The following is a 10,937-nucleotide window of genomic DNA, read 5'->3' as shown; positions in this document are numbered from 1 at the left end:
CCAGAGCCAACTCCAGATCCAGAACCAACTCCAGATCCAGAGCCAACTCCAGATCCGAAACCAACTCCAGATCCAGAACCAGAGAAACCAGAAGTTCCAGAAACTCCTGTTAAACCAGATCCTGTGGTCGAAGAAACAACTAAGACTGCTCCTCAATTGCCAAATACTGGTACTGAAGATCATGCTAGCCTTGCTGCCCTTGGTTTAGTAGGTGTCTTGAGTGGATTTGGACTTATCGCTCGTAAAAAGAAAGAAGACTAATCAACTCTGTAGAATAGTGAGAAAGTCACCTTTCTTATCAAAAACTAGTACATCTTTGGATGTACTAGTTTTTTTATCTCTTTGCTGTTGTTTTAAGGATAGAACTATGCTACAATCTTGTAAAATAAACAAGGATATCAAGATATGAAAAGTGAATACCAAAAAATGATTGCCGGAGAACCCTATCGTCCGTTCGACCCAGAACTTCGTGCTCTAGCACAAACAGCACGACAAAAGCAAGCTTCCTTTAATGAGGAAGTCGATCCAATAAAAGGTATGGAAATCATCAAAGGCTGGTTTGGTTCTACTGGAGAAAATCTCTATGTTAATACTCGATTGGTGGTGGATTATGGAGTTAATATCCATTTAGGAGAAAATTTCTATTCCAATTGGAATTTGACCATGTTGGATGTTTGTCCTATTACCATTGGTGACAATGCTATGATCGGCCCCAATTGTCAGTTTTTAACACCTCTGCATCCTCTGGATCCAGATGAACGAAATTCAGGTTTAGAATTTGGAAAACCAATCACGATTGGCAAGAACTTCTGGGCAGGGGGAGGAGTTATCGTCCTTCCAGGAGTTACATTAGGGGATAACGTTGTTGCAGGAGCGGGGGCAGTCATTACCAAGTCCTTTGGAGATAATGTTGTCTTAGCAGGAAATCCAGCACGGGTCATCAAAGAAATTCCAATCAAAGAAAATTAAAAGAACAGCAATAAGCTGTTCTTTTTTGCTAGAGATCTTTTCTCTTTATTTAAACAAGGTTTTCTTGTTTGTCCCTGATTTTAGAGGACTTTTCTAAAACTATTGTTAAAATTCACTTAAATGAAATTGAAATTAAGAAAACTTTCAGAAAAAGTTTAGGCTTCTTTTAGGAAGGTTCCGTAGACTAAGAGCATGTAAATTGAAAGACGAGGAAACGAGCATGAAAGCAAAAAAATGGACATTCCTATTAACGAGTATAGCGACTCTAGCACTAGTGACAGCTTGTACCCAGTCATCCACACAGTCATCTACAAGCACAAGCAATACTACAACAACAACGACATCCACTACAGATGCTAAGAAAACTGGCTATTTTACAGACAAGGACTATGATACTTCCTATGATGAAAAGACAGCAGCAACTGTAACTCTGTCAGGATCAACGGCGACGGTATCAGGTGATGGAGTTGCCGTATCAGGATCTACCGTTACCATCTCTAAGGCAGGAACCTATGTGATTTCAGGCCATTCTGACGGAGTCCAAATCAAGATTGAAGCCGAAAAGACTGACGATGTACATATCGTACTAAACGGTGTCACCATGACCAATACCAATGCAGCTATTTCTGCAACATCAGCTGGTCATGTATATCTAACTCTAGCAGATGGTACAACCAATAGCCTCTCAGATTCTGCTTCAAACAGTGATGACAAGGCAGACGCAGCCCTCTTCTCAAAAGTGGACTTGACCATCAATGGTAAAGGAACTCTCAATGTAGATGGTAAGAAAAATAATGGTATCAAGGCCAATGATACGCTTCATATCACGGGTGGAACTTTTAACATCACATCAGTCGGAGATGCCTTTAATGTCAATGATGAACTCAATATCACTGGAACAACCATGACTATCGATGCCAAGGAAGACGGTGTTAAGGTAGACAATGATGAGGACACATCTGTAGGAACCATGTATCTCTCTGACAATACCATCACTGTTACTGCTGGTGATGACGGTATTCACGCCTCAGGCGATTTGGTCATCGATAGCGGGACCTACACCGTCAAGAACTCAACAGAAGGACTTGAAGGTAAGTCAATCACGATCAATGGCGGGGATATCACCATCTATTCAACAGACGATGGTGTCAATGCAGCCAACAAAAATGCCCAACAAAGTGAAATCTTCTTCACCATGAATGGTGGGAATTTGACCGTTGAAGTTGGTCAAGGGGACACGGATCCAATTGACTCAAACGGGAACATTACGGTTAATGGAGGAACCATCAAAATGACAGGTCAATCTGGTTTTGACTTTGATGGAACAGCGACCTACACAGGCGGAGAGATCTATCTCAATGGTGAAAAACAAACTGAGATTGTAAATTCGATGCCTGGTGGCGGAGGCCCTCAAGGGAATGGAGGACCTGGTGGCGGTGCACCTGGTGGACGACCATAAAAGAAAATCTCCTTTCTCGAAAGAGAAGGGAGATTTTTTATGTTGAAGAAAAAGGAGGAGGAAATAAAAGTTTCTACTCTATCTTCTATCCAGTTCACATCGATCTCTGATACAGATTAGTTAGAATAATTATCAAAACTATATCAAGCGCCTCAAAAGGGTGCTTTTCTGATGTTTGAACGAGCAAAAAAACACCCTTATTCCAATGCTTTTCTAAACATGTGGAATAAGAGTGCTTATTGTACAGGAAATTATTCTCCGTCTTTTTTAAAGATGTTTTTAACACCAGATACTGCACCTTCGACAGCTTCTTTAGCATCTTCAGCAACTTCTTTAGCTTTTGAAGCTACTTTTTCTGCAGCTCCTTCTGCTTGAGTTTTTGTATCGCCAGTTAATTTACCAAAACCTTCTTTAACAGAACCTTTAGCTTGGTTGAATTTTTCTTCGATTGACATAGGGGTTACCTCCGTTAATTTTTTGTATGATCTGAATTAAATCAGATGTTAATTTAAGTATATATCCTTTATTGTTAAAAAGCAAAAAACTGATACGAAAAGCATCAGTTTATTTTTTAATAGGTTACAATATTCAATTGACCTTTATCATATTCAGCGATAAAGATATTAGACACTTCTTCGAAGCCTTCTTGTTTTAACTCCTCCATTAACCACTCTTCAGTTTTGCCAATGGTTTCTAGGATTTCAACTTGGACAACACCGTCTGTAATGACTGGGTACTTAGGATTCTCGTCACCCATTCTTACGACAATAAGCTGTCCGTTTTGCTCAATCACAGCTCTCTTGACTTCCTTTAGTTGGAAAATTCCTTGGGCTCGCAATTTAAGGGCTACATCTGCAGCTGCAAGACCTTTTGAACGACAGGCTTCTGGATCTAATTTTCCATTTTTAATGATAATCGTAGGTTTTCCGTCAATCAGATGTTTAATGAAGGAAACATTGGTATTCAACCATTTAAGGAGTAAGATGAGAATAGTCCAAATAATGAGGATAACAATGTATTGGATGATGGTGATTGAACTATTGTAGATGATCCCGCCGATAATACCCCCGAGAACAAAGTTCTGTATTTGGTCTACTGCAGAACTTGGTGCTAGATTTCCTTTCCCTGTTACGTTAATAACAAAAACAAGAGAAAGTAGCCCCAAGGCTAATTTAATCGCAATTGTAGCAAAAAAACTTATCATTTTTCAACCTCCACGAGTTCAACGTCTGATTTATAGAGTTCCATTTTTTCTAATAAATAGCTATCTTGATCAGTCCCACTAATCGCACGATAAAAATTGTTGCCAACCTTAATAATAGCTCCATCAGTTGTAGCTGAAGTATTGACATAAACATCTTTTTTATCAACACCTAACTCTTTTGATACAATTTCGATGAAATGTAAGGAACTACGAAATTGATTATCGTTGGATTGACTGTTTTGAAGATTCGTAATGCTAATCAATACAAAAGCAATTAAAGTCAAAATGGAAATAATCGATAATTCACGGAACTTACTTCCTCTCTTATCTTTAAAAGCCTTAAATGCAAAAAATCCAGTTACGATAAGCAGTAAAGCTGACACAATAATCATGACCCAATTCTGTTGACTGATCTGACTTAGAACATAGTCGTATGAATAGAATTTCATAAGATTTCTCCCTTTTTCAAATTCAATCTATTATAAACTAATTCCTAAACTATAGCAATTTTATGATTAGGAAAATAGCATTTCATTGTTGTTTCCTACTTAAGGTAGTTTTTTCTGATTTGACTTAACCTCCCGTCTTGACTTTCGTCTTGCTTTTGTTATAATAGTAAAAATTTAGAGGAGGTATTCTATGATTCAAAAACATGCCATTCCTATTTTAGAGTTTGATGATAATCCTCAGGCAGTCATAATGCCAAATCACGAAGACTTGGATTTGAAGTTACCAAAGAAGTGCATCTATGCATTTTTGGAAGAGGAGATTGACCGCTATGCTCAGGAAGTAGGAGCAGAGTGCGTTGGGGAGTTTGTTTCTGCCACTAAAACCTACCCCGTTTATGTCATGGGTTACAAGGGTGAGGAAGTGTGCCTAGCCCAAGCTCCTGTCGGCGCTGCCCCTGCGGCCCAGTTTATGGATTGGTTGATTGGATATGGTGTGGAGCAAATCATTTCCACTGGTACTTGTGGAGTCCTAGCCGATATTGAGGAAAATGCCTTTCTGGTTCCAGTCCGAGCGCTGCGTGATGAAGGCGCCAGCTACCATTATGCGGCACCTTCTCGTTATATGGATGTTCATGTGGAGGCTGTTTCTGCCATCGAGCAAGTCTTGGAACAACTAGGTATTCCTTATGAAGAGGTTATGACTTGGTCGACAGATGGTTTTTACCGAGAAACAGCTGAAAAAGTTGCCTATCGGAAGGAAGAAGGCTGCGCAGTTGTGGAGATGGAGTGTGCAGCTCTTGCAGCGGTTGCCCAGCTTCGAGGAGTTGTTTGGGGACAACTTCTATTCACAGCAGACTCTCTAGCGGATTTAGAAAATTATGATAGCCGCGATTGGGGTTCAGAAGCTTTTGACAGGGCCTTGGAACTCTGTCTTGAAATTGTTAGTCATATGTGACTGCTTTAACGATTTTATGGTACAATATAGCTATGTTATTCAAATCGTTTTCGGAAAAAATAAACACGACATTGGGGCGTTTATCATCTGCCCGTCGCATTTTTTTAAGTTTTGCTTTGGTTATTTTCGTAGGCTCTCTCCTTTTGAGTCTGCCATTTGTGCAAGCAACAAGCTCCCAAGCGACCTATTTCGACCATCTATTTACAGCAGTATCCATGGTCTGTGTGACAGGACTCTGTACTCAACCAGTAGCTGCAACATATAACATCTGGGGTCAGTTGATCTGTATGTTTTTGATCCAGATTGGTGGTTTGGGTCTCATGACCTTTATAGGAGTCTTTTATATTCAAAGCAAGCAAAAGTTAAGTCTTCGTAGCCGTGAAACAATTCTAGAGAGCTTTAGTTATGGAGAAACTCAGTCTTTAATGGTTTTCGTACGTTCGATTTTCTTGACGACTTTTATCGTTGAAGGACTCGGAGCCTTCCTGTTAAGTTTTCGTTTTGTTCCAGAATTTGGTTGGGGTCGGGGGATTTTTACCTCTATCTTCGTAGCTATTTCAGCTTTCTGTAATGCTGGATTTGATAATTTTGGAAGTACAAGTTTAATAGCTTTTCAAACGGACCCTTTGATTAATCTAGTGATTGCTGCCTTGATCATCACAGGCGGTCTAGGATTTATGGTTTGGTTTGACCTGGCTACACGGTTGAGCAAGAAAAAACGTCGGCTTCGCTTCCATACCAAATTGGTTCTCTTCTTGACAGCTGGAATTTTATTGACGGGAACAGTTTCAACCCTCTTGATAGAGTGGAACAATTCGGGAACGATTGGCAATCTCAGCATCCCGAATAAATTGCTCGTCAGCTTTTTCCAAACCGTTAGCATGAGAACGGCAGGTTTTGCTTCTATTGATTATACTCAAGCTAGACCTGTTACACTACTGATCTATATTTTACAAATGTTTCTTGGTGGGGCTCCTGGCGGAACTGCAGGGGGACTTAAAATCACAACCTTCTTTGTCTTATTGATCTTTGCACGCAGTGAGCTTTTAGGCTTGCCTCATGCCAATATAGCTCGAAGAACAATCGAACCACGAACAGTCCAAAAATCTTTCAGTGTTTTCATCATTTTCTTGATAACTTTTTTAGCGGGCTTAATCTTAATAGGAATAACAGCCGAGGGGAATCCGCGCTTTATCTACATCATGTTCGAGACGATTTCAGCTCTTGCCACAGTTGGAGTGACTGCCAATCTGACACCAGAGTTAGGCAAATTAGCTCTTAGCATCGTCATGCTACTGATGTTCATAGGACGGATTGGGCCACTCACGCTATTAGTTAGTTTAGCTGAATATCAGCCAGATAAGAAAGACATGATCCATTATATGAAAGCAGATATTACCATTGGTTAAGAAAGGAAAGTCTATGTCAGATCGAACAATTGGAATTTTAGGTTTGGGAATTTTTGGGAGTAGTGTGCTTACCACCCTCGCTCAGCATGATATAAATATTATCGCCATTGACGACCATGAGGAACGAATCAATCATTTCGAACCAGTCTTGGTTCGTGGAGTTGTTGGAGATATAACAGATGAAGACCTCTTGCTCTCAGCAGGGATTGATACCTGCGATACAGTTGTCGTAGCAACTGGAGAAAATTTAGAATCAAGTGTGCTTGCAGTTATGCATTGCAAGAGCCTGGGAGTGCCGACAGTTATTGCCAAGGTTAAAAGTCATACAGCAAAAAAAGTCCTTGAAAAAATTGGTGCGGATTCAGTCATTTCGCCAGAGTATGAAATGGGGCGCTCGTTAGCACAGACAATACTCTTTAATAATGGCGTAGATGTCTTTCAGTTGGACAAAAATGTCTCGATTGTCGAGATGAAAATTCCACAGTCGTGGGGAGGTAAGAGTCTAAGCCAACTAGACCTTCGAGGACGATACAATCTCAATATCCTTGGTTTTCGTGACTACGAAAATGCTCCCTTGGATGTTCAATTTGGGCCAAATGACCTTTTAAAAGCCGATGCCTATATCATGGCGGTAATCAATAACCAATATTTGGATACATTGGCTGAATTAAGTGACTAAAAAGAGAGCTAGCTTCTCTTTTTTTCTCATTTGTAACGAAAAATGTTCGATATAAGTAATTTATAAGAAGGATTTAAGAAAAATTTTAACTTTTTCTTAATCCTTTTTAATTTTAGGAGATTATACTTAAATCATCAAAAACATATCAAAGGAGAATCCTATGAAATTCAATCCCAATCAAAGATATACTCGCTGGTCGATTCGCCGTCTCAGTGTCGGTGTAGCCTCAGTTGTTGTGGCTAGTGGCTTCTTTGTCCTAGTTGGTCAACCAGCTTCAGTTCGTGCAGATCAAGTAAACCCTACTGCAACACCAGTTGTCCAAACTGAGAAAGACATGTCTAAAGAAGTCAAGAAAACTAGTCAGATGCCAGAAAAAGCTACTGAGCTTCCTATGGATTCTAAGAAAGAAGTAGTAACTACAGAAGCGCCTACTAAAGAAGAAATGCCTGTAGAAACAAAAACTGCTGAGTCTGAAACTGTTAAAAAAATGGAAGAAACTGCTAAAGCTGAAGTAGCTGAAATGCCTAAAAAAGTAGCAGAAACTCCTGAAATGACTCCGGCACCTAAGGGAGAAAGTCCAGTTGCTAAGGAAGAGATGGTAACTAGTCCAGACCAAGTCAAAAAAGCAGTAACTGATAACATTAAAGACAGCACCGAAGTTCCAGCTAGCTACCTTGAAAAAGCAAATGTTCCCGGTCCCTTCTTGGCAGGTGTTAACCAAGTAATTCCTTACGAAGCTTTCGGTGGTGACGGTATGTTAACTCGTCTCTTGCTCAAAGCAGCCGACAAGGCTCCATGGTCAGACAACGGAACAGCAGGAAATGTAGCAATTCTTCCACTTGAAGGCTTGGCAAAAGGTCAATATTTCTACGAAGTAGATTTGAACGGCAACACAAGAGGCAAAGAAGGTCAAGCTCTTCTCGACCAACTTCGTGCTAACGGCACACAAACATACAAAGCAACAGTTAAAGTTTACGGTGCCAAAGACGGCAAACCTGATTTGACAAATGTTGTAGCGACACGACAAATAATGGTTCAATTGCATGGTAAAGACATGACTACTAAATCATCTCAAGACAACCAAGCTGGAATGGACGCTGAAAAAGACAATTTTACTCGTGGATGATGAGATTGAAATTATAGATATTCAAAAACGATACCTAATCCAGGCAGGATATCAAGTATTGGTTGCCCATAACGGGCTAGAAGGTTTAGATATTTTTCGGAAAAAACCAGTAGATCTAATCATCACAGATATCATGATGCCTAAAATGGATGGCTATGATTTTATCAGTGAAGTCCAATATCTATCTCCTGCTCAACCTTTTCTCTTTATTACTGCCAAGATTAGTGACCAAGACAAGATTTACGGATTGAGTTTGGGAGCGGATGATTTTATTACCAAACCGTTTAGTCCTCGTGAGTTGGTGTTGCGGGTTAATAATATCTTGCACAAAATTCACCGTGGTGGGAAAACTGAACAGATTGAACTAGGGGATTTACGGATGAACCATGCCAACCACGAAGTTCATATCGGACAAGAGCCTTTAGACTTAACTGTCAAATCTTTTGAACTCCTTTGGATCTTGGCAAGCAATCCTGAGCGGGTCTTTTCGAAAACCGAACTCTATGAAAAAGTATGGCAAGAAGAGTATGTCGATGACACCAATACTCTGAATGTCCACATCCATGCATTGAGACAGGAGTTGGTTAAGCACGCAAGTTCCAATACTCCAGTCATCAAAACAGTTTGGGGTCTTGGCTACAAAATTGAGAAAGCGAGGTAATGAATGAAATTAAAAAGCTACATCGTAATTGGCTACCTAGTCTCTACCATTTTGACAATTCTTGTAGTCTTTTGGGCAGTCCAGCGAATGCTGATTGATCAAAAAGAAATTTATTTCTTGGTCGGAATGACACTCGTTGCTAGCTTTATCGGAGCTGGGGTTAGTCTCTTTCTCCTCTCTCCTGTATTCTCTTCGTTGCATCATTTGAAAAAGCAAGCTAAAAAGGTAGCAAGTCGAGATTTTAGCGGAGAAACTAACATAAAAGGTCCAACTGAGTTTCAAGAGTTAGGGCAAGCTTTTAATGATATGTCTCATGATTTACAATCGACATTTGAATCTCTCGACCAAAGTGAAAAAGAAAAAGGAATTATGATTGCCCAACTTGCTCATGATATTAAAACACCAATCACCTCCATTCAAGCAACGGTGGAAGGAATCCTTGATGGTGTTATTGAAGAAGAGGAGCGGGTGCATTATCTAATGACCATTAGTAGACAGACCGACCGTCTAAATAAATTAGTGGAAGAACTCGGCGCCCTCACGCTAAATACCCAATCCAAGATAGAATCACCAAGAGGGATTGAGCCTGTATTTCTGGATCAGTTATTAATAGAAGCAATGAGCGAATTTCAATTGTTAATTGAAAAAGAAGAACGTGATGTATACATACAGGTTAGTCCAGAGTATGCCCGTATCCAGGTAGACTATGATAAGATTTCACGAATTTTGGTTAACTTGCTCAATAATGCTTTTAAATACTCGGAACCAGGAACCAAGATTGAAGTTGTGGCTCTGATTGAGGACCAGCACTTGACTATTAGTGTCAGAGATGAAGGATATGGAATTGCTCCTGAGGAGTTGGACAATATCTTTAAGCGTCTCTATCGGGTAGAAGCTTCTCGCAACATGAATACTGGAGGTCATGGCTTAGGTCTTGCAATTGCGCGTGATCTAGCTCGCCAATTAGGTGGAGACATCAGCGTAGAGAGCCAATATGGCCTAGGAAGCAAGTTTACCCTTAGTCTCAATCTGAACGAAAAGTGAAATAGATAGAAAAATCTCTTTACAAATGCAGTTTTTCATGGTACAATAGCCTTTGTGTGAAATAGCAGCAGGAAAGCATGAAGCTCGTCAACAGGTGTCTTCTGATAAGTAACCTTGGCTGTTTAGGCGAAGGGCATCTGCACGAATCAGGGCTTTCTAAGTGACTATTTCCGCCGAAATTATATTTATATCAGGAGGACATACATATGTCACGTTATACAGGACCATCTTGGAAACAAGCTCGTCGCCTTGGCCTTTCACTTACAGGTACAGGTAAAGAATTAGCACGTCGTAACTACGTGCCAGGACAACACGGACCAAACAACCGCTCTAAATTGTCAGAATACGGTTTGCAATTAGCTGAAAAACAAAAACTTCGTTTCACTTACGGTGTAGGTGAAAAACAATTCCGTAACTTGTTCGTACAAGCTACTAAGATCAAAGAAGGAATTCTTGGTTTCAACTTCATGCTTCTTTTGGAACGTCGTTTGGACAACGTTGTTTACCGTCTTGGTCTTGCGACTACTCGTCGTCAAGCTCGTCAATTCGTAAACCACGGTCACATCCTTGTTGACGGAAAACGTGTTGATATCCCATCATACCGCGTGACTCCAGGTCAAGTGATCTCAGTTCGTGAAAAATCAATGAAAGTTCCAGCTATCCTTGAAGCAGTTGAAGCTACTCTTGGACGTCCAGCATTCGTATCATTTGATGCTGAAAAATTGGAAGGTTCATTGACTCGTTTGCCAGAACGTGATGAAATCAACCCAGAAATCAACGAAGCACTTATCGTCGAATTCTACAACAAAATGCTTTAATTTTAAGATACACTTTACAGAAAGCCTACAACAGTGGGCTTTTTGATTTGCAAAAGATAAAAAATAAGAAAAAATTATCTTAAGTTCTTGACAAGATAAAAAAAGTGTATATAATAGAAAGAGTTGAAAAGCTCAAGGTCCGTTGGTCAAGGGGTTAAGACACC

At 40.1% G+C, this 10,937-nt stretch carries 13 protein-coding genes and 1 pseudogene; 11 read left to right on the top strand and 3 right to left on the bottom strand.

Annotated features, from left to right (window positions below; translation table 11 throughout):
- From ACVC7R_RS08390 to ACVC7R_RS08380, 3 genes are all read left to right on the top strand, one after another.
- Nucleotides 1-261, top strand: a 261-nt coding sequence (locus ACVC7R_RS08390) for an LPXTG cell wall anchor domain-containing protein (protein WP_447264332.1), incomplete at its 5' end; no start/stop codon positions are given.
- A gap of 144 nt (nt 262-405) precedes the next feature.
- Nucleotides 406-969: a sugar O-acetyltransferase gene (locus ACVC7R_RS08385; protein WP_447264331.1), complete on the top strand. Its 564-nt coding sequence runs from the start codon at nt 406-408 to the stop codon at nt 967-969.
- Between the two features lie 220 nt (nt 970-1,189).
- On the top strand, nt 1,190-2,428 hold the full coding sequence (locus ACVC7R_RS08380) for a carbohydrate-binding domain-containing protein (RefSeq protein ID WP_447264330.1): 1,239 nt from the start codon (nt 1,190-1,192) through the stop codon (nt 2,426-2,428).
- A 251-nt stretch (nt 2,429-2,679) separates the two neighbouring features.
- Here ACVC7R_RS08380 and ACVC7R_RS08375 read toward each other — a convergent pair whose 3' ends face one another.
- The 3 genes from ACVC7R_RS08375 to ACVC7R_RS08365 form a co-directional block, all read right to left on the bottom strand.
- A complete protein-coding gene (locus tag ACVC7R_RS08375) occupies nt 2,680-2,883 on the bottom strand; it encodes a CsbD family protein (RefSeq protein ID WP_000020982.1) in 204 nt (67 codons plus the stop codon).
- Between the two features lie 116 nt (nt 2,884-2,999).
- Nucleotides 3,000-3,632: a DUF421 domain-containing protein gene (locus ACVC7R_RS08370; protein ID WP_447264329.1), complete on the bottom strand. Its 633-nt coding sequence runs from the start codon at nt 3,630-3,632 to the stop codon at nt 3,000-3,002.
- Nucleotides 3,629-4,081, bottom strand: a complete 453-nt coding sequence (locus ACVC7R_RS08365) for a DUF3290 family protein (protein WP_447264328.1) — start codon at nt 4,079-4,081, stop codon at nt 3,629-3,631. Before ACVC7R_RS08365 ends, ACVC7R_RS08370 begins: the two co-directional genes overlap by 4 nt.
- Nucleotides 4,082-4,271: 190 nt before the next feature.
- Here ACVC7R_RS08365 and ACVC7R_RS08360 point away from each other — a divergent pair, with 190 nt between their 5' ends.
- From ACVC7R_RS08360 to rpsD, 8 genes and pseudogenes are all read left to right on the top strand, one after another.
- A complete protein-coding gene (locus ACVC7R_RS08360) occupies nt 4,272-5,036 on the top strand; it encodes a nucleoside phosphorylase (RefSeq protein WP_447264327.1) in 765 nt (254 codons plus the stop codon).
- A gap of 32 nt (nt 5,037-5,068) precedes the next feature.
- Nucleotides 5,069-6,445 carry a TrkH family potassium uptake protein gene (locus ACVC7R_RS08355; RefSeq protein ID WP_447264326.1) on the top strand — a complete coding sequence of 459 codons (1,377 nt, stop codon included), beginning with the start codon at nt 5,069-5,071 and terminating at the stop codon, nt 6,443-6,445.
- A gap of 13 nt (nt 6,446-6,458) precedes the next feature.
- Nucleotides 6,459-7,124 (top strand): potassium channel family protein, encoded by a 666-nt coding sequence (locus ACVC7R_RS08350; RefSeq protein WP_447264325.1) that lies wholly within the window; start codon nt 6,459-6,461, stop codon nt 7,122-7,124.
- 160 nt (nt 7,125-7,284) lie between these two features.
- Nucleotides 7,285-7,435: pseudogene (locus ACVC7R_RS08345) on the top strand (YSIRK-type signal peptide-containing protein); the annotation flags it as partial.
- A gap of 23 nt (nt 7,436-7,458) precedes the next feature.
- Nucleotides 7,459-8,250 carry an SSURE domain-containing protein gene (locus tag ACVC7R_RS08340; RefSeq protein WP_447264334.1) on the top strand — a complete coding sequence of 264 codons (792 nt, stop codon included), beginning with the start codon at nt 7,459-7,461 and terminating at the stop codon, nt 8,248-8,250.
- Nucleotides 8,222-8,911: a response regulator transcription factor gene (locus ACVC7R_RS08335; protein WP_447264333.1), complete on the top strand. Its 690-nt coding sequence runs from the start codon at nt 8,222-8,224 to the stop codon at nt 8,909-8,911. Before ACVC7R_RS08340 ends, ACVC7R_RS08335 begins: the two co-directional genes overlap by 29 nt.
- A gap of 3 nt (nt 8,912-8,914) precedes the next feature.
- Nucleotides 8,915-9,955 (top strand): sensor histidine kinase, encoded by a 1,041-nt coding sequence (locus ACVC7R_RS08330; RefSeq protein ID WP_447264324.1) that lies wholly within the window; start codon nt 8,915-8,917, stop codon nt 9,953-9,955.
- A 206-nt stretch (nt 9,956-10,161) separates the two neighbouring features.
- Nucleotides 10,162-10,773, top strand: a complete 612-nt coding sequence (rpsD, locus tag ACVC7R_RS08325) for a 30S ribosomal protein S4 (RefSeq protein ID WP_447264323.1) — start codon at nt 10,162-10,164, stop codon at nt 10,771-10,773.
- Nucleotides 10,774-10,937 lie beyond the last annotated feature (164 nt).

It is taken from the genome of Streptococcus sp. Z554, assembly GCF_053010305.1.
This window is presented reverse-complemented; position numbering and strand designations above follow the sequence as displayed.

Excerpts from the sequence above, each read along its gene's own strand:
- ACVC7R_RS08385 (WP_447264331.1), top strand. The coding sequence starts at position 406 with ATGAAAAGTGAATACCAAAAAATGATTGCCGGAGAACCCTATCGTCCG.
- ACVC7R_RS08330 (WP_447264324.1), top strand. The coding sequence starts at position 8,915 with ATGAAATTAAAAAGCTACATCGTAATTGGCTACCTAGTCTCTACCATT.
- ACVC7R_RS08375 (WP_000020982.1), bottom strand. The coding sequence starts at position 2,883 with ATGTCAATCGAAGAAAAATTCAACCAAGCTAAAGGTTCTGTTAAAGAA.
- ACVC7R_RS08360 (WP_447264327.1), top strand. The coding sequence starts at position 4,272 with ATGATTCAAAAACATGCCATTCCTATTTTAGAGTTTGATGATAATCCT.
- ACVC7R_RS08380 (WP_447264330.1), top strand. The coding sequence starts at position 1,190 with ATGAAAGCAAAAAAATGGACATTCCTATTAACGAGTATAGCGACTCTA.
- ACVC7R_RS08340 (WP_447264334.1), top strand. The coding sequence starts at position 7,459 with ATGTCTAAAGAAGTCAAGAAAACTAGTCAGATGCCAGAAAAAGCTACT.
- ACVC7R_RS08370 (WP_447264329.1), bottom strand. The coding sequence starts at position 3,632 with ATGATAAGTTTTTTTGCTACAATTGCGATTAAATTAGCCTTGGGGCTA.
- rpsD (WP_447264323.1), top strand. The coding sequence starts at position 10,162 with ATGTCACGTTATACAGGACCATCTTGGAAACAAGCTCGTCGCCTTGGC.
- ACVC7R_RS08365 (WP_447264328.1), bottom strand. The coding sequence starts at position 4,081 with ATGAAATTCTATTCATACGACTATGTTCTAAGTCAGATCAGTCAACAG.
- ACVC7R_RS08350 (WP_447264325.1), top strand. The coding sequence starts at position 6,459 with ATGTCAGATCGAACAATTGGAATTTTAGGTTTGGGAATTTTTGGGAGT.
- ACVC7R_RS08355 (WP_447264326.1), top strand. The coding sequence starts at position 5,069 with ATGTTATTCAAATCGTTTTCGGAAAAAATAAACACGACATTGGGGCGT.